Genomic DNA, 17143 nt, shown 5'->3' with positions numbered 1-17143 from the left:
TACCGCACCAGGCGGAAATCGCGCAGCCTTGTTATGATCTCGACCACCTGTGCCCCCGCTAGGCTGCAACAACGCAGTTCATCGCAGCCATCCAGCACAATCCATTGCAAATCAGGGTTAACAACCCGTCAATGCCTTGCCCTTCGTCAGGCGGATTTGCGAATGCGCTCCGGCACTTCGCGGACCGATTGCAGCGCCGCAACCTGATCGTCGCTCGGCACTGCAGCCTGGTCTGCTTCGCGCGCGGGCAGCGCTTTCTCCGCACCTTCATCGCCCGCCTCGTGATATTCGGCGTCTTCATTGACGCACCAGGTGTCATAGATGCGCTCGCCGGCGAGGATGTTCTCGACCGTCAGCATGGCGGTCATCATCGCGTGATCCTGATTGTTGTAGCGATGCATGCCGTTGCGCCCGACCAGGTGCAGCGACTCATATTTCGCTTCCAGTTCGCGCCGCATGGCATCGACATTGGCCGCGTAATCCTCGTCATAGACTGGATAGGCCTTTTCCTGTCGCACGACCGCGCCGCCGATCACCTTTTCGGGATCGACCAGCCCGAGGATATCCATTTCGCGCTTGGCGAGGTCCACCAGGTCGTCATCCGCCATCGACCACAGTCCGTCGCCTTCGAAGCAGAAATATTCGAGGCCCACGCAGGCTACATCGGGGTCTGGCACCATTTCCGGCGACCAGCTGCGGAAGTTCTGGACGCGTCCAACCTTTACCTTGCTGTCATGGATATAGATCCAGTTGTCGGGGAACAGGTCCTCCGACCGGATCATCAGCGCGACCGTGAGGAAATCGCGGTATTTGAGCTCTGAAGCCTGCAGCGTGCTTTCAGGCAGCGGATGCAGGCGGCGTGAAAGCTCGCGCATCGGAGCGGAGCTGATCGCATGTTTCGCATGGATCTGCACGTCGCCTTGCGGTCCCCTGGCGCTCATGTTCCAGCCGCCCTTGCCATCGCCGGCGAGCTGCCCAAGCGAGTGACCCATCAGCACTTGTCCCTTGCCCGAAGCAAGAATCTTATCCCGCGCCGCTTCCCACATCATGCCCGGGCCCAGCCGGGGATAGCGGAAGGTTTCAAGCAGGGTCTTCACCTTGCCATCGTTGGGAGACTTGTTGAGGCCGAGCGAACGCTTGAGCCCGTCAACCACCGCGCCCCAGAGCGAGAGCCCCTTGATGCGCTGTGCAGCCCAATCCGCGCTCATTTCGTCGCAGGGCATGCCCCACACCTTCTCGGTATAGGTCTTGAAGAAGATCGAATAGAGCTTCTGGCCGAACTGGTTGGTGGTCCAGTCCTCGAAACTCTTCACATTCTCGATCGGAAACAGCTTGTAGCGCAGATAGCTGAGCATGCAGGCGGTCGAGCGCAGGATGCCCAGATTGCCCAGCGCTTCGAAGGCGCGCAGCGGGTAGGAGTAGAACTTGCCTTCGTAATAGATGCGGCTCATCCGGGGGCGCTGGATGAAATCGTCTGGCAGGATCTCGTTCCAGAGGTCGACGACCTGCTGGCTCTTCGAGAAAAAGCGGTGCCCGCCGATGTCGAAGCGATAGCCTTCATACTCGACCGTGCGGCTGATCCCGCCGACATAGGTATCGTCCTTTTCGACGATAGCGACAGTCTTGCCCTGCTTGGTCAGCAGATAGCCTGCGGTCAGCCCGGCCGGGCCCGCACCGATAATCACCACATCTACGTCGATTGCGCCATTGTTGCGGGCAATGCTCTGTTCCATGAATTCCCCCGTCGCGAAGTGCTTCGACGGGAGTGAAGGAATTTGGTTAGCGAATGGTAAATGCGGGTGGGATTTGCGCCCATTTCCAAGAGCTATTGTCCAAGCAATGTGGGGTTTTGAAGGCGGGCCGCCAGGCGGGCCAGGCGCTCAAGCGTAAATGTATCCTCGAAGACAAGCCCATATTCCGTCCCGGACCGCCACCTGACCTTGGCCCTGATATCGCCGAGATCGCCGCCTTCGATACGCACATTCTGGTCGATCGCCAGCAAGGCATCGCATGCGATCCGCGCACCTTGTTGCGAAAGGTTGAGTACGGTCGCGTTCACGCGCTGTTGAACCGTCGCCAGCGTGATCGGGATGGCAAGCGCCAGCCGCACACCGCGCTTGGGAAAACGCCCCTTCTCGGTGATGACCTTGTCCAGCTCGATCGGCGCTTCGAAGCGAAATCCGGCCTCGTGGCGGCTCGTCCAGATCTGCTCGATACCGTAGTTCCGCCCCGTCTGGAGCACGAGATCGAAATGCTTGCCTGGCGGAAGGTCATGGAACAGGCGCAGGCTCACGCCGTCGGTCGATACGTCGCGCAGGACGCAGACATATTCACCCTCGGCGCTGACCAGTTTCGCTGCGCGGATCAGCAGTGCGATCCGCGGCGAGGAACGCATTTCATGCGCACCATGCGTAACATGCGCTTCGCCGCTCGTTTTGGGCCTGATTGCAGTATTGTCCATTCGCGCTGTCCCTGCTTGGCCGGGCTCGGCTGTGAAGTGACTTCACTCTAGGCAGGTTTGACTAACGCGGTTCGCGAACCGGACTACGTAGGAATCCGAAGGATTACGGTACCGGGCTGCAAGACTGGTGCGGGTGGTGGGACTCGAACCCACACGATCTATAGGATCAGGGGATTTTAAGTCCCCGGCGTCTACCATTCCGCCACACCCGCAAATCAGGCGTTCCCTAGCGCCGGTGTTCGTAGGCGGCAACGCGTTGCTCGAGGAGAGCTGGAAAAAACGGGAAGCACGGCCTGATGGATGGCGCGCAAAAGCACCGCCAGAGCCACGTCCGGGTGTCTCCGATCATTTCAAGCCAGGATCCAGGTGCCTGGCGGAAGCCTCAATTGTCGTTGAGGCGCCGCCGCATGTCCTTGCCGGCCTTGAAATAGGGAACGCGCTTGGCAGGCACTTCCACCGTTTCCCCCGTTCGCGGATTGCGGCCATGCCGCGCCTCGCGCTCGCGGGTGGAGAAGGCGCCAAAACCGCGCAATTCCACACGGCCCCCTTCGGCCAGCCGGCTTGCGATCTCGTCGAAAAATATATCGACGACCTGCTCAACTTCTTCGGCACGCAGTTCTGGATTATCTTTATGCAATGCCTGCAATAGTTCGGATCTAATCATGATCATCTCCCGGACGCTTCCCGTCGCATCCGATTGCCGGTGCAATCCACAATGGATTACGCTGCAACATCCCGACCCGATGATGCGGCAGCTCCGTAAGCATATGGTGCCAGAGGTGGCTCTCTATCGCAATATCGCGAGGCGAAATTTTCCGATATGAATCAATTTGGGACGAGTGGCCCGCCGAGGGCCGATCAACCGGCTTGTTCGACCAGATCTGCCGGTTTGATGCCCAGCCGTTCCATCCGTGAGCGAATCTCCGGCCATTCCTGCTGCAGGAACTGGTCGCGCTCGCTTTCAAGCAAGCGCTCCTTCGCGCCTTTCACGACATACATGCCCACGCCGCGCTGCACCTCTACCAGCCCGTCATTCTGGAACTGCTGGTAGGCTTTGGCCACGGTGAGCGGGTTTGCGCCCTGCTCTGCCGCGAGCGCGCGCACGGAAGGCAACATCTGCCCTTCGGGATAGCGACCTTCGATGATCGACGCCGCAATCTGGTCGCGCAGCTTGAGATAGACAGGTCGGTTTTGGCTCATTGTGTCCCTCGCGAAGGTGATACAGTGCCATAATACAGCGGGTCGCGTCAAGTTTGTCCCGCGAAAACCGGATACGGTTTCGACTGCAACTAAAGCTTCACAAGGACAAATGAGGCGTTAGGGTGCGCACTTTCAGCCAGTTGGCAAGAAGATAGGTTCTCGGGGAGCATTCATGAAAGATATGGCGCTTTGGACTGAGGGTGACTGGATCGCAGCGATTGCGGTCGTAGTGCTCGGAATATTCCTGACAGTGGGAGCAAAGATCGCGATCCAGCGCGAACCGGAATTCGCCGGGCATCCCAAAGGCCTCTACATGCTGTTCTTTGCCGAGATGTGGGAGCGTTTCTCCTACTACGGCATGCGCGCGCTGCTGATCTTCTACCTGACACAGCACTGGCTATTCAGCGACGCAAAGTCGAACCTGATCTACGGCGCCTATACCAGCCTGGTCTATATCACTCCGGTACTCGGCGGCTACATTGCCGATCGCTATCTGGGTCAGCGCAAGGCAGTGCTGTTTGGGGGCGTCCTGCTGGCCGCGGGACACACTTTGATGGCCGTCGAAGGGGTTGGCGGGCAAGACGATCCTACGATAAATGTCTTCTGGGCGGCACTCGCATTCATCATCGTCGGTTCCGGCTTCCTCAAGGCCAATATCTCTGTGATGGTCGGCCAGCTGTACAAGCTGACCGATGTCCGCCGCGACGGCGCCTATACGATCTTCTACATGGGCATCAACGTCGGCGCCGCCATCGGTACGATCCTGGTCGGATACCTGGGCCAGACGATCGGATGGGGTTTCGGCTTCGGGCTTGCAGGGATCGGCATGGTTGCAGGCCTGGTTGTATTCGTGCTCGGCAAGAAGGCGTTGCAAGGGGCTGGCGAGGCGCCAGCGCCGCTCAGCAGGGGCCGCGAACTGACTCTCTACGCCGTTGGCGTTGCTGCGGTCGCCGTAATCTGGGCCCTGGTCCAGTACCAGGATGTGATCCAGACACTGCTTGCAATTTCGGGTGTCGCCCTGCTCGGCTACGTCCTTTACGAGAGCTTCAAGCTGCCCAAGGAACCGCGCGAGCGGATGTTCGCGATCCTGTTTCTGATCAGCCTCAACCCTCTGTTCTGGGGTCTGTTCGAGCAAGCGGGCGGATCGATGAACCTGTTCACCGACAGATTTGTCGAACGGGGAGGTGTGCCGGCCGCGATCTTCCAGTCGATCAATCCAATCTATATCATTCTGCTCGCCCCTGTCTTCGCGGCGTTGTGGCAATGGCTGGGGAAACGAGGCAAAGAGCCTTCGGCACCAGCCAAATTCGGCCTTGCTCTCGCGCAGATGGGAATCGCCAATCTGATTTTGGTGTGGGGCGCGCAGGCATACGGTGTGGCTGCGATGACCCCGGTCATCTTCGTCTTCCTGTACTACCTGCTGGCCACCACCGGCGAGCTATGCCTTTCCCCGGTCGGCCTGTCGGCCATGAACCGGCTGGCGCCGAAATTCCTTGCTTCGCTGATCATGGGGGCATGGTTCTACATGACCGCGGTGGGCAATTTTGTCGCCGGCAAGATCGGTGAAGCCACCGGCGGCCACGATGGCGAGATGAGCAAGCAGGGGCTGCTGGAAATCTACGAGCTGTTCGGCTGGATCTCCATCGGCGCAGCTGTCGTCGTCCTATTGCTGAGCCCCATAGTGAAGCGGTGGATGCATCTCGATACGCTCCGGGACGGAAACGTAGGGGACGATCTCGAAGGCCAGGAGGAAGTCGGCGAACCGCAAGCCGCCGGCATCCACCCGACCACTCGTCCGGCTGATTAATTTCCCGCACTGCAAGGAAGGAATGGCGATGAACGACGCCCTGCGTGCACTCGTTTTGGCCGGAGGCGCATTGGCGCTCGCTGCCTGTTCCACCAACGGTTCTGGTGGCGAGGTCAATAGCGCCTCTGCCACCCCTGCAACCGCTTCACCGGCGGTCGATGCGCCCTACCCATCGACCTACAAGCCCTATCCCGGCGCACCGACCGCGCTGGTTGGTGCCACTGTTTATGACGGGACCGGGCGCAAGTTCGAGAATACGACCGTACTGCTGCGTGACGGCAGGATCGAAGCGGTCGGATCGGGTCTCGACCTTGCGGGCTACACAGTGGTCGATGGCAGCGGCAAATTCGTCACCCCCGGCGTAATCGACGTGCACTCGCATCTGGGAGACTATCCCAGCCCCGCTGTCGCAGCGCATGCAGATGGCAATGAAATGACCGATCCGACAACGCCCGACGTCTGGGCCGAGCATTCGGTCTGGCCGCAGGATCCCGGCTTCAGCCGCGCGCTTGCCAATGGCGGCGTCACCTCGCTCCAGATTCTTCCTGGATCGGGCAATCTGATGGGCGGACGTTCGGTTACGCTCAAGAACGTTCCCAGCCGGACGGTACAGGGCATGAAATTTCCCGGCGCGCCCTATGGCTTCAAGATGGCCTGTGGCGAGAACCCGAAGCGGGTCTATGGCAACAAGGGCAGGAAGCCCATGACCCGCATGGGCAATTTCGCGGTCGATCGCCAGACCTGGCTCGATGCGAAGGAATATGCTGCGGACGAGGATCGAAAACGCGATCTGGGTCAGGAAACGCTGGTCGGCGTACTCGATGGTGAGATCCTGGTTCACAACCATTGCTATCGCGCTGACGAAATGGCGCTGGTGATGGATATGGCCAAAGAGATGGGATACCGCGTCTCCGCCTTCCATCACGCAGTCGAAAGCTACAAGATCGCAGATCTCCTGCGCGAGAACGACGTTTGCAGTGCGGTCTGGGCCGACTGGTACGGCTTCAAGATGGAAAGCTATGACGCGATCCCTGAGAACGCCGCGCTGATCCACAATTCGGGTGCCTGCATCATCATCCATTCGGACGACGATAATGGCATCCAGCGGCTCAATCAGGAGGCGGCCAAGGCGCAGGCGGCCGGCAAACGCATGGGGATCGACATTCCCGATGCCGATGTGATCCGCTGGTTCACGCTCAACCCTGCCCACGCGATGGGGATCGACGCCATGACCGGCAGCCTGGAGCCGGGAAAAATGGCGGACGTAGTGCTATGGAATGGAAACCCGCTCTCGGTCTATTCGCGGCCCGAAAAGGTCTGGATCGACGGCGCGCTGATGTTCGACGCGATGGATCCCAAGCGAAAGCCAGTGAGCGATTTCGAGCTCGGCCAGCCCGGTGAAGGAGACGTGAAATGAAGCGGTTTCCACTATTCGCCGCGGCTGCAATTGCGCTCTCGCCCGCACCGCTTGCGGCGCAGGACTTCGCAATAACCAATGCCACCGTCGCCAAGGGTGACGGCAGTGCGCCGATCGAAGGCGCCAGCGTCGTCGTGCGCGGCGGCAAGATCGTCGCGGCCGGATCTGGCGTTACGGTGCCTACCGACGTTCCGGTGATGGACGGCAGCGGCATGTGGGTCACACCCGGGCTGGTCGCCGCCGTGACGGATCTTGGCCTCGCCGATGTCGGGGCAGTCGATGAAAGCAACGACAATTCGGCGAGCAAAGCGCGCTTCAACGCCGCGCTCGATGTTGCGCCCGCCATCAATCCCGCGTCTCAGAACATCGCGATCAGCCGCGCCGGGGGGCTGACCCGCGCAATCGTCGCGCCCTCGCAGGGTGCATCCTTGTTTGCAGGCCAGGGTGCGGTGATCGACCTGGGGGCCGACCCCGAAGCCATCGAAAAGGCCCAAGCGTTCCAGCTCGCTGCGCTGGGTGAGAATGGCGCAAGTCTTTCAGGCGGCAGCCGCACCGCCGCGCATGTGGAATTGCGCAACGCGCTGGCGGAAGCCATCGCCTATGCCAATGGTCGCTGGGATGGCGCGCGCGAAGTGCTCCCGCGGATGGATGCCAAGGCGCTGGCCCCGGTGGTTTCCGGCAAGCAGAAGCTGTTCGTCGAAGTCGAGCGCGCTTCGGATATCCTCGCCGTTATCGCGCTCAAGAAGGAGTTCCCAAAGCTCGATCTGGTGCTGGTGGGTGTGAGCGAAGGCTGGCTGGTTGCCAATGCCATCGCCGCTTCGGGTGTGCCGGTGATCGCCGACCCGCTTGACGACTTGCCGAGCAAATTCGAGCAGCTTGCCGCCACGCAAAGCAATGTCGGCCGCATGGTTCGGGCGGGGGTGAAGGTCGCGCTCGGCCGCATGGCAGGCACGACCGACGGGCATCCGCGAAGCGCCGCGCAATTTGCGGGCAATCTTGTCGCGCTCAACAAGCTGCCGGGCGCTGCAGGGCTGAGCTGGGGTCAGGCGCTGGCTTCGATCAGCTCGGTCCCGGCGGAGATTGCAGGGCTCGGCGGCAAGATCGGCGTGCTCAAGCCGGGCGCGGCGGGAGACGTTGTGGTCTGGGACGGTGATCCGCTGGAGGTTTCCACCGCTCCGGTGAAAGTGTTCATCGACGGGGTCGAGCAGCCGCTCGACAACCACCAGACGCGGCTGCGCGAGCGCTATCGCAATCTCGACGAAAGCACTTTGCCCAAAGCCTACGACTGGTAGCCTGACTTGTAGAGCGGGCTTGCCCTGCACGCCGATATATGGCCAACTTCCAATAGAGGGAGCTGGCCAATGAATAGTGCACTGATTCAACTCGTTGCCGCCAATGTCACTTTTGTCGGCACGCATTTCGCCATGTCGCATCCACTGCGCGCATCGCTCGTCAAGGCATTGGGGGAAAGGGGATTCCAAGCGGTATATTCGCTGGTAAGCCTGGCGGCATTCGCCTGGGTCGCTCTGGCCTTTCGCGCGGCGCCGCCAGCGGACCTGCCCAGCAACGGGGAGGCAGGATGGATCATCGCTACACTACTGATGATCCCGGCACTCGTACTATTCGCGGGGTCCTTCGCAGGCAATCCGGCGCTTCCCGCACCCGGTGCAGACAAGCTCGCTCGGCAAGATCCTCGGGGAGTATTCACGGTCACACGCCATCCGATGATGTGGGCGTTTGGCCTTTGGGCGCTGGCGCACATCATTCTGTTCTGGAGCACCCGCACCTTGATAACGGCGGGAGCCATGGGCTTCCTGGCGCTGATCGGTGCGCACTTGCAGGACCGCAAGAAGGAAGCGCTGATGGGCGAAGCATGGGCCGATTGGGAAGCGAAGACGAGCTATTGGCCCCGGTTTGGCAGGCTGTTTGCGGTCGGCTGGCTATGGTGGGCGATCGGCATCGCCCTTTGGCTGCTGCTTAGCTGGCTGCACCGGATCGTCGCGGGGATCGATGCCGGGGTAATGCTTTGGTTAGGCTAGCCTGGTAACCCAATGTTTGTATTAGACGTACCTTGATGGCAGAAACCAATCCGGGGGCTGCAAGGAGCTGAAATGGGTCTGCCGCTGGCCACCGTACTCTTGATGTCTTCCACTTCGTCCGTGGTGCTAGCTGAAGCGCCAGCGGTGGCATTGCCGCAAGCACCTGCCGAAGCGTTCGCCCTTGCAGCACCGCCATCGAGGCTGGATGCGGTTATCGCCATGCAAGCGGCAAATGGCGCCACTGTCGACCTGCCACAAGGCGAATTGGCCGAGGCGAGCGATGATGAAGCTCCCGCCGCCGACAGTACCGAAGCGCCCGAGTTTGCGGGTAACGAAGCACCTTCGCCTGAGGGCAACCTCGATGCAGCAGGCGCGGACGGGACCGGCGCGAGCGTTGACGGCACGATTCTCGTTACTGGCAGCATGGAAGCGCCTCAGGGCGATCCGCTTGTGCAGATCAATCAGCAGGCCTTCGATATCACGCAGAATGTCGACAAGGCCGTGGTCGAACCGGTTGCCGAAGTCTACGAGGAAGGGCTGCCCAAGCCCATCCGACATGGCTTGCGCAATTTCATCCGCAATCTGCTGGAGCCGGTCAATTTCCTCAATTTCCTGCTGCAGTTGAAGCCGGGCAAGGCGCTTGAGACGCTGGGGCGTTTCACGATCAACAGCACGGTGGGGATCGGCGGGCTGATCGATGTCGCCAAGCGCGAGCCTTTCAACCTGCCCTATCGCCGCAACGGATTGGCCAATACGCTGGGCTATTACGGAGTGGGGCCAGGCCCCTTCCTTGTCCTTCCGCTGATCGGCGCGACGACATTGCGTGATGTTACAGGAAGCCTGGTCGACCAGTCGATCGTTCCGCTAGCGATCGGGGCACCGTTCAACACGCCCTATTATGGCGTCCCGGCCTATACTGTGAACGCGCTCGAATACCGGATCGAGTTCGACGAGTATCTTCAGTCGGTCAATGACAGCGTCGATCCCTATTCGACCATGCGCGAGACCTATCTATGCCAGCGCGAGGCGGAAATCGCCGAGCTCAAGAACCGTCCGCCACGCGATTGCAGCCTGCCCGCACTGTTCCCCGATGAGTACAGGGATTTCATCGCGGGCCAGGGAACCGACCAGCCCGAGGCGGCCGCTCCTGCGCCGGAAGCCGGGCAAATGGACATTGTTCAGGAGGTCCAGCCTGGCGTCGCTGTCGAAGTAAATGAGCCTGCGACCGAACGGCCGAGCATTTCGGATGGGGATTCCGTGGCTGAACCTGCCGAGGTCGAGCAGGTTACCGAACCTGCTACCGAACCGGTCGAAATGCCGGAGCCCGAAGGGGCTATCTAAGGTCCTGATCCTAGCTTCCCTTGAAGTCAGGTGCGCGCCTTTCGAGCAGCGCGTCCACGCCTTCCATATGGTCTTCGGTCAGATGCATCAGCGCCTGCGCGTTGGCGGCCATCTCCAGTGCGGAATCATAGCTGATCGAGCGCCCCTGACGCATCAGGTTCTTGGCATGGCGCAGCGCGTGCGGCGGCATGGCGGCGACCTTGGAAGCGAGCGAGCGCGCTTCGTCCATCAGCGCATCTTCCGCCACCACGCGGCTGACCAGCCCCCAATCCAGCGCGGTTGCCGGATCGATCACATCGCCAGTGTAGAACAGCTCCGCCGCGCGCGCTTCGCCGATGATCTTCGGCAGGATCCAGGTCCCGCCATCGCCGGGGATGAGGCCGAGCTTGAGGAAGGTGACGCCGAATTTCGCCTTGTCTGAAGCGATGCGGATATCGGCGAGACAGGCGAGGTCGCAGCCCAGCCCGATCGCGGGGCCGTTGACCGCCGCGATCAGCGGCACGCGCAGGCCATAGAGCGCACGCAGGACCTTGTGGATGTTGTCGCGATAGCCGTCCGAGATTTCCGGCGCATTGCCGCCGAAACTGCCGCCGCGCTGCTTCATCGCCTTGATATCACCACCCGCGCTGAAGGCCCGCCCCGCACCGGTGAGGATGACGCAGCGCACGCCGATATCTGCGTTGATCGCATCGCAGGCCGCGGCAAAGGCATCGCCATCGCCCTTCGCGCCGAGCGGGTTCATCGTCTCAGGCCGATTGAGCGTCAGCGTGGTGATGTGACCTGTGGTTTCACTCCTGAGCATCGAGATCCTCCAGAAATGCCAGCACGGTCCGCTCTGCCGCGTCGTCCCATGCGAGTTCATGACCGATTTCCGGGAAGATGACCAATTTTGCGCCCGGCTTTGTCTTGGCCAATATCCGCGAGTGGCTATCGGGTATGAGTGCGTCGGCATCACCGTGCAGGATCAACACCGGCGCAGCAATCGATGCAATCTTGGATTGGTTGTCAAATCTGTCGCGCAGCAACGGGCCGACCGGCAACCACCACAATTTCTCGCTCGCAACCTGAGTCAGACTCGCGAACGGAGAGATCAATACCAGCGCGCGCGGCCTGACCTCGGTCGCCAATTGTGTGGCAACACCGCTCCCAATCGAGTTCCCAATAAGGACCAGTTCTTCAGGCTGCACACCACGGGCCTCGAGCCACGCCAATGCCGCCCTACCGTCGCGATAGAGCCCCACTTCATTTGGCTTGCCAGGATTGCCGCGATAGCCACGATATTCAACCGCGAACACACCATACCCGTGTGGCCTAAGTCGGTGGGTAGCGACGACCGAAGACTGCCAATCCGCTCCATTCCCATGAAAATAGACAATGGTTGGATTTCCATCAGTGGCTGATTTGTATCCTCCCTTGAGGTCGAGGCCGTCGACAGTCCGGTAGTTGACTTCCTCAAATCCCGGCGGATATTCCCCAGGTCCCTTGGGCGCAGGATAGATGAACTGGCGCTGCGAGAGTGCGATCGCCAGCACGACCGTCGCATATGCAAGGATGGCAGTACCGAGAATCGACAGGACCACCCGTTTCACACTCCACATTGTAGGTGTCTAAGCCCGCGCCTCTTCCACGCGCTGGCCTTCTCCGGCGGAATTGTGCCGCAGCGCCTTCAGCACGGTATCGACGATCCCCGATGCGTTGAGGCCCGCTGCCTCATACTGCGTCTCCGGCGCATCCTGGTCCTGGAACATGTCGGGCAGGCGCAAGGTGCGAATCTTCAGCCCCGCATCGGTCAAGCCTTCATCGCTGGCATATGTCAGCACATGCGCGCCGAGCCCGCCCACTGCGCCTTCCTCCACCGTCACGATCACATCGTGGCTGCGCATCAGCCTTGCAATCAGTTCGGTGTCGAGCGGCTTGGCGAAGCGCATATCCGCTACCGTGGTCGAAAGCCCTTTGGCTTCCAGCTGGTCGGCGGCCTTGAGCGCTTCTGCCAGCCGCGCGCCGAGTGACATTACGGCGACCTTCGTGCCTTCGCGGACCACGCGGCCCTTGCCGATCTCCAGCTTCTGCGGAACTTCGGGCAGAGGAACACCCACGCCCGCGCCGCGCGGATAGCGAAAGGCGATCGGCCCGTCGTCATATTCGGCGGCGGTGTAGGTCATATGGACGAGTTCCGCTTCGTCCGCGGCTGCCATCACGACCATATTGGGCAGCGTGGCGAGGTAAGTCACATCGAAGCTGCCGGCATGGGTGCTGCCGTCAGCGCCGACAAGCCCCGCGCGGTCGATGGCGAAGCGCACCGGCAGGTTCTGGATCGCGACGTCATGCACCACCTGGTCATAGGCGCGCTGGAGGAAGGTGGAATATATCGCAGCGAAGGGCCGCATGCCCTGCGCCGCAAGTCCAGCGGCAAAAGTCACACCATGCTGTTCGGCAATTCCGACGTCGAAGCTGCGATCCGGATGCGCCTTGGCAAAGCGGTCGACGCCAGTGCCCGATGGCATGGCGGCCGTGATAGCGCAGATGCGGCTGTCGCTCTCGGCCAGCTTCGCCAGCGTATCGCCAAACACGTTCTGGTACGCAGGCGGGCCGCCCGGGCTCTTCTTCTGCTCGCCAGTGATTACGTCGAACTTGGCGACGCCGTGATATTTGTCCGCGCTGTTCTCGGCCGGGGCATAGCCCTTGCCCTTCTGCGTCACGACATGGACCAGGATCGGACCCTCGGCCGCGTCGCGCACATTCTCCAGCACCGGGATCAGCGCTTCCAGATCGTGCCCGTCGATCGGGCCGACATAATAGAATCCCAGCTCCTCGAACAAGGTGCCGCCCATCGCCATGCCGCGCGCGAACTCGTCAGTCTTGCGCGCCGCCTTGTGCAGCGGTTCGGGCAGTTTGCGGGCAAATCGCCGTGCCAGTTCACGCAGCCCCAGAAACTTGCCGCTCGATACCAGCCGCGCGAGGTAGCCTGACAGCCCGCCCACGGGCGGCGCGATCGACATGTCGTTGTCATTGAGGATCACGACCAGCCGGTTGCCCGCCTGCTCGGCATTGTTCATCGCCTCATAGGCCATGCCCGCGCTCATCGCGCCATCGCCGATCACGGCAATGCCGCGCCCTGGCTCGCCCTTGATCTTGTTGGCGACAGCAAAGCCGAGCGCCGCCGAGATCGAGGTCGAGCTATGTGCCGCACCGAAGGGATCATATTCGCTCTCGGTGCGCTTGGTGAAGCCGGACAGGCCGCCGCCCTGCCGCAAGGTCCGGATGCGGTCACGCCTGCCGGTAATGATCTTGTGTGGATAGCACTGATGGCCAACGTCCCACACCAGCCGGTCTTGCGGCGTGTTGAAGACATAATGGATCGCGACGGTCAGCTCGACCACGCCCAGTCCGGAACCGAGATGCCCGCCGGTCGTCCCCACCGCATCGATCACTTCATTGCGCAACTCGTCGGAAAGCTGCCGCAGCTCGCTCTTTTCGAGGGTGCGCAGGTCTTCCGGGGTCGAAACCTTGTCCAGCAACGGCGTGGATGGTGGGGAGGTCATGTCAGAGCCCTACACGCGAAAAATGAAACTGTCGATGAACGGCTTGTCGATGGAAATGCACAGCTTGGCGCAGGAATCATCCGGCACATGCCTTGCACAGGCCTCGAATCTCGATCACCGGACGTTCGGGCTTGAAACCCCGTTCCAGCGCGATGGCGCGAACCTTGCGCGAAATTTCGTCATCATCGACATGGGTCGCTTCGCCGCATTCGTCGCAGACCAGGAATATGCAGTCGTGCTGGCAGCCGGGATGGCTGTTGGCGAGGAAGGCATTGGCGCTTTCGACCCGCATGGCGAGGTTGTTGGCCACGAACAGGTCGAGAATGCGATAGACGCTGTTTGGCGCTACCCGCTTGCCGCGTGCCGCCGAAAGATTGTCTGCAATGTCATAGGCCGACACGGGCCGGTCATGCCGCGCGAGTTCTGCGAAAACGCTTTCGCGCATCCCGGTCCATTGTTCGCCCGCCTTGGTCAGTGCATCGCGCGCCGCGTTGACGAGCCTGGTGCCCGAATGTTCGTGATGCGAATGCTTGGTCTTGATTGCGTTCACCTGAGCCATCGGGCGAATATAGGCCCCTTGTCGCGTAAACGCTACTTCGCCGCGCTATTTTTGGTCGCGCAGGAAGCTGGCCCGGTAATATTGCGGGTAGAGCCGCTGGAGCGCTTCGACCTTGGGCTTGTCCCAATAGACAATATATCCATGGCGCGGATTGCGGGCCATGAAGTCCTGGTGATAGCTCTCCGCCTTGTAGAACTTGCGATAGGGTTCAATCCGGGTGACGATCGGTTTGCCCCATTTCCCCGAAGCCCGCATCTGCTTGAGATAGGCCGCAGCAACAGCGCGCTGTTCGGCATTCATCGGCACCAGTGCGGCACGATATTGCGTGCCGACATCGGGGCCCTGCCGGTTCTTGAGCGTCGGATCTGCAACCACCGAGAAGAAGATGCGCAGCAATTCATCATACCGCACGACACTGGGATCATAGACCACGCGGACAGCCTCTGCATGGCCGGTCATCCCTGAACTCGTAAGGCTGTAGGTCGCAGTGGCGGCCTTGCCGCCATGATATCCGGAAACGGCACCTTTCACGCCTTTAACGTGACTGAAGACACCCTCAACGCCCCAGAAGCACCCGCCAGCGAAAACCGCGACCTTGAGGCCCTTGTCTTCGCTGGCCATGCGTTTGGCGGCAGGAGCTTCGACGACCTTCTCGCTGGCCGCCAGGGTCGGCGAACAGCTCGCCAGGGCGAGTCCGGCAGTTGCAGCGAGAATGGCGGTACGGATTATTCCGAAACGGTCTGTGCTTCGCCGGTCGCGGCGTAAGCGGGTGCGGCCAGATCCGCATTCCAATCCTGAGCTGTCATCGCGCCGACGAGCAATGTGCCAACGGCGAATCCGATGGCGAAATTGCGATAGAGATCGGCTTTGAACAGGCCCATTGTGGTCACTCATGATTCGATTCGTCTGGTCTGGCGTTGTCTATAGCGCAAACCGCTTTCCATTCGGTGAACGCCGCGTTTCCTAAATGACATTCGCGCAGAAGGGTTCCGAAGTTACAGCTGCGTCAAACCTGAAGTGCTTAGACAAACTCCGCGCGGCGTAGGGCCATTCGACATTCGGATGATGATGTGACGAGAATGGTGGATTTGCGTGACCCGGCGCGCAGCAACCTTCCTGGTCGTGAGCACCGGAAGCACGGAACACCGCCATTCGCAGGCCATCAGGGCCGGATGTCGAATGGTCCTAGTGCCGGAAGTGGCGCATCCCGGTATAGACCATCGCCAAGCCGGCCTTGTTTGCCGCTTCGATCACTTCGTCATCGCGGATCGAACCGCCGGGCTGGATCACCGCCGTCGCGCCTGCTTCCGCTGCCGCCAGCAGACCGTCGGCAAAGGGGAAAAAGGCGTCGGAGGCAACCGCGCTACCCACGGTACGCGGCGCGTCCCAACCGTATTTCTCCGCCGCCTCTGCCGCTTTCATCGCGGCGATGCGCGAGGAATCGCGCCGGTTCATCTGGCCCGCGCCGATCCCGGCGGTGGCACCATCCTTGGCATAGACGATCGCGTTGGACTTCACATGCCGCGCTACGGTCCATGCAAAAAGACAGTCCGTAAGCTCCTGCTCCGTGGGCGCGCGTTCAGTCACGACTTTGAGATCGTCCGCCGAAATTGCGTCATTGTCCCGTGTCTGGACCAGCAGACCTCCGGTGATCGGCTTGATGGACAGGCCGCCACGACGCGGATCGGGCAGTTCGCCGACAGTCAGCAGCCGCAGGTTCTTCTTGGCGGCAAAAACTTCGCGCGCTTCGTCCGACACGGAAGGCGCGATTACCACTTCCGTGAAAATTTTCGCGATGGCTTCCGCCGTTACTCCGTCAAGCTCCTGATTGACCGCGACGATCCCGCCGAATGCTGAAACGCTGTCGCAGGCGAGCGCCGCATCCCAGGCTTCGATCATGCTGCCACCCTGCGCCACACCGCAAGGGTTGGCGTGCTTGACGATTACCACCGCCGGATCGCCTTGCTTGAACTCGGCGCAGAGCTCCAGTGCGGCATCGGCATCGTTGTAATTGTTGTAGCTCAGCTCCTTGCCCTGAAGCTGCTCGGCCTGCGCAATGCCCGAACCATGGGGGCCGACGGGCGTGTAAAGCGCAGCCTGCTGATGCGGGTTCTCGCCATAACGCAGCACGGTCGGCGCTTTGCCGTTCACCGCCAGCATATCGGGGAACAGCTGGCCCTGATCTGCGAAGGCGAACCACTGGCTGATCATGGAGTCATAGGCCGCGGTTGCGGCAAATGCCTTGGCCGCCATTGCCTTGCGGAAGTCGAGGCTGGTCGAACCGTCGCGCTGCTCCAACTCGCCGAGCAGCGTCGCGTAATCCGATGGATCGGTCAAAATAGTGACATATTGGTGATTCTTTGCCGACGAGCGAACCATGCTGGGCCCGCCAATGTCTATATTCTCGATGATCTCGGGCCGGTCGGCGCCGCGCATCACTGTCGCTTCGAAGGGATAGAGGTTGACCACCACCAGATCGATCGCGCCGATCGCATGTTCTTCCATCGCTGCGACATGTGCCGGATCGTCACGAACCGCCAGCAATCCGCCGTGGACCTTGGGGTGGAGCGTCTTGACCCGGCCGTCCATCATCTCGGGAAAACCGGTGAGATCTGAGATGTCGCGCACCTCCAGGCCCGCTTCGCGTAGCGCCTTGGCGGTGCCGCCGGTGGAGACCAGTTCGACTCCGCGTGCGCTGAGCGCCTGACCCAGTTCCACCAAACCGCTTTTGTCGGACACCGAAAGCAGTGCCCGCTTGATAGTCACATCCGTCACGT

The 17143-nt window shown here is 61.2% G+C and carries 16 protein-coding genes and 1 tRNA gene; 5 read left to right on the top strand and 12 right to left on the bottom strand.

Features of this window, described 5'->3' with window-relative positions; translation table 11 throughout:
- Nucleotides 1–146: 146 nt before the first annotated feature.
- From ACQY6C_RS06440 to ACQY6C_RS06420, 5 genes are all read right to left on the bottom strand, one after another.
- Complete coding sequence (locus ACQY6C_RS06440; protein WP_427966342.1) at nt 147–1733, bottom strand: NAD(P)/FAD-dependent oxidoreductase; 1587 nt, start codon at nt 1731–1733, stop codon at nt 147–149.
- Nucleotides 1734–1825: 92 nt separating this feature from the next.
- Nucleotides 1826–2461 carry a PilZ domain-containing protein gene (locus ACQY6C_RS06435; protein ID WP_427966339.1) on the bottom strand — a complete coding sequence of 212 codons (636 nt, stop codon included), beginning with the start codon at nt 2459–2461 and terminating at the stop codon, nt 1826–1828.
- Nucleotides 2462–2586: 125 nt separating this feature from the next.
- Nucleotides 2587–2673: transfer RNA gene (locus ACQY6C_RS06430), tRNA-Leu, on the bottom strand.
- Between the two features lie 170 nt (nt 2674–2843).
- Nucleotides 2844–3125: an integration host factor subunit beta gene (locus ACQY6C_RS06425; protein WP_427966336.1), complete on the bottom strand. Its 282-nt coding sequence runs from the start codon at nt 3123–3125 to the stop codon at nt 2844–2846.
- 194 nt (nt 3126–3319) lie between these two features.
- On the bottom strand, nt 3320–3661 hold the full coding sequence (locus ACQY6C_RS06420) for a GntR family transcriptional regulator (RefSeq protein WP_427966333.1): 342 nt from the start codon (nt 3659–3661) through the stop codon (nt 3320–3322).
- Between the two features lie 172 nt (nt 3662–3833).
- On the opposite strand from ACQY6C_RS06420, the gene ACQY6C_RS06415 reads away from it, so the two are divergent.
- The 5 genes from ACQY6C_RS06415 to ACQY6C_RS06395 all read left to right on the top strand — a co-directional run bounded on the left by ACQY6C_RS06415 (nt 3834) and on the right by ACQY6C_RS06395 (nt 10265).
- On the top strand, nt 3834–5468 hold the full coding sequence (locus tag ACQY6C_RS06415) for a peptide MFS transporter (protein ID WP_427966330.1): 1635 nt from the start codon (nt 3834–3836) through the stop codon (nt 5466–5468).
- A gap of 28 nt (nt 5469–5496) precedes the next feature.
- Nucleotides 5497–6885 (top strand): amidohydrolase, encoded by a 1389-nt coding sequence (locus tag ACQY6C_RS06410; RefSeq protein WP_427966327.1) that lies wholly within the window; start codon nt 5497–5499, stop codon nt 6883–6885.
- Nucleotides 6882–8177: an amidohydrolase family protein gene (locus tag ACQY6C_RS06405; protein ID WP_427966324.1), complete on the top strand. Its 1296-nt coding sequence runs from the start codon at nt 6882–6884 to the stop codon at nt 8175–8177. Before ACQY6C_RS06410 ends, ACQY6C_RS06405 begins: the two co-directional genes overlap by 4 nt.
- A 69-nt stretch (nt 8178–8246) precedes the next feature.
- Nucleotides 8247–8924 carry an NnrU family protein gene (locus ACQY6C_RS06400; RefSeq protein ID WP_427966322.1) on the top strand — a complete coding sequence of 226 codons (678 nt, stop codon included), beginning with the start codon at nt 8247–8249 and terminating at the stop codon, nt 8922–8924.
- A 72-nt stretch (nt 8925–8996) separates the two neighbouring features.
- On the top strand, nt 8997–10265 hold the full coding sequence (locus ACQY6C_RS06395; protein ID WP_427966319.1) for an MlaA family lipoprotein: 1269 nt from the start codon (nt 8997–8999) through the stop codon (nt 10263–10265).
- A 10-nt stretch (nt 10266–10275) separates the two neighbouring features.
- On the opposite strand, the gene ACQY6C_RS06390 is transcribed toward ACQY6C_RS06395, so the two are convergent.
- The 7 genes from ACQY6C_RS06390 to purH all read right to left on the bottom strand — a co-directional run bounded on the left by ACQY6C_RS06390 (nt 10276) and on the right by purH (nt 17141).
- Entirely contained in the window at nt 10276–11067 is a 792-nt protein-coding gene (locus ACQY6C_RS06390) for a crotonase/enoyl-CoA hydratase family protein (protein WP_427966316.1), read from the bottom strand.
- Entirely contained in the window at nt 11054–11845 is a 792-nt protein-coding gene (locus tag ACQY6C_RS06385; RefSeq protein ID WP_427966313.1) for an alpha/beta hydrolase, read from the bottom strand. Before ACQY6C_RS06385 ends, ACQY6C_RS06390 begins: the two co-directional genes overlap by 14 nt.
- A gap of 27 nt (nt 11846–11872) precedes the next feature.
- Entirely contained in the window at nt 11873–13807 is a 1935-nt protein-coding gene (gene dxs / locus ACQY6C_RS06380; protein WP_427966311.1) for a 1-deoxy-D-xylulose-5-phosphate synthase, read from the bottom strand.
- Between the two features lie 76 nt (nt 13808–13883).
- On the bottom strand, nt 13884–14366 hold the full coding sequence (locus tag ACQY6C_RS06375; protein ID WP_427966308.1) for a Fur family transcriptional regulator: 483 nt from the start codon (nt 14364–14366) through the stop codon (nt 13884–13886).
- Between the two features lie 45 nt (nt 14367–14411).
- The gene (gene msrA / locus ACQY6C_RS06370; RefSeq protein WP_427966305.1) at nt 14412–14987 is read right to left on the bottom strand and encodes a peptide-methionine (S)-S-oxide reductase MsrA; all 576 of its coding nucleotides are present in this window, start codon (nt 14985–14987) and stop codon (nt 14412–14414) included.
- 104 nt (nt 14988–15091) lie between these two features.
- Nucleotides 15092–15247, bottom strand: a complete 156-nt coding sequence (locus ACQY6C_RS06365) for a hypothetical protein (protein ID WP_427966302.1) — start codon at nt 15245–15247, stop codon at nt 15092–15094.
- A gap of 304 nt (nt 15248–15551) precedes the next feature.
- Entirely contained in the window at nt 15552–17141 is a 1590-nt protein-coding gene (gene purH, locus ACQY6C_RS06360; protein ID WP_427966299.1) for a bifunctional phosphoribosylaminoimidazolecarboxamide formyltransferase/IMP cyclohydrolase, read from the bottom strand.
- Between the last annotated feature and the right edge of the window lie 2 nt (nt 17142–17143).

The sequence above is a fragment of the Altererythrobacter sp. genome (assembly GCF_050299635.1).
In the GTDB taxonomy this organism is placed as follows: Bacteria; Pseudomonadota; Alphaproteobacteria; order Sphingomonadales; family Sphingomonadaceae; genus Erythrobacter.
Note: the sequence above shows the minus strand (reverse complement) of the source record. Positions and strands in the feature narration are given on the sequence as shown.

Excerpts from the sequence above, each read along its gene's own strand:
- ACQY6C_RS06440 (WP_427966342.1), bottom strand. The coding sequence starts at position 1,733 with ATGGAACAGAGCATTGCCCGCAACAATGGCGCAATCGACGTAGATGTG.
- ACQY6C_RS06435 (WP_427966339.1), bottom strand. The coding sequence starts at position 2,461 with ATGGACAATACTGCAATCAGGCCCAAAACGAGCGGCGAAGCGCATGTT.
- ACQY6C_RS06425 (WP_427966336.1), bottom strand. The coding sequence starts at position 3,125 with ATGATTAGATCCGAACTATTGCAGGCATTGCATAAAGATAATCCAGAA.
- ACQY6C_RS06420 (WP_427966333.1), bottom strand. The coding sequence starts at position 3,661 with ATGAGCCAAAACCGACCTGTCTATCTCAAGCTGCGCGACCAGATTGCG.
- ACQY6C_RS06415 (WP_427966330.1), top strand. The coding sequence starts at position 3,834 with ATGAAAGATATGGCGCTTTGGACTGAGGGTGACTGGATCGCAGCGATT.
- ACQY6C_RS06410 (WP_427966327.1), top strand. The coding sequence starts at position 5,497 with ATGAACGACGCCCTGCGTGCACTCGTTTTGGCCGGAGGCGCATTGGCG.
- ACQY6C_RS06405 (WP_427966324.1), top strand. The coding sequence starts at position 6,882 with ATGAAGCGGTTTCCACTATTCGCCGCGGCTGCAATTGCGCTCTCGCCC.
- ACQY6C_RS06400 (WP_427966322.1), top strand. The coding sequence starts at position 8,247 with ATGAATAGTGCACTGATTCAACTCGTTGCCGCCAATGTCACTTTTGTC.
- ACQY6C_RS06395 (WP_427966319.1), top strand. The coding sequence starts at position 8,997 with ATGGGTCTGCCGCTGGCCACCGTACTCTTGATGTCTTCCACTTCGTCC.
- ACQY6C_RS06390 (WP_427966316.1), bottom strand. The coding sequence starts at position 11,067 with ATGCTCAGGAGTGAAACCACAGGTCACATCACCACGCTGACGCTCAAT.
- dxs (WP_427966311.1), bottom strand. The coding sequence starts at position 13,807 with ATGACCTCCCCACCATCCACGCCGTTGCTGGACAAGGTTTCGACCCCG.
- ACQY6C_RS06375 (WP_427966308.1), bottom strand. The coding sequence starts at position 14,366 with ATGGCTCAGGTGAACGCAATCAAGACCAAGCATTCGCATCACGAACAT.
- msrA (WP_427966305.1), bottom strand. The coding sequence starts at position 14,987 with ATGGCCAGCGAAGACAAGGGCCTCAAGGTCGCGGTTTTCGCTGGCGGG.
- ACQY6C_RS06365 (WP_427966302.1), bottom strand. The coding sequence starts at position 15,247 with ATGGGCCTGTTCAAAGCCGATCTCTATCGCAATTTCGCCATCGGATTC.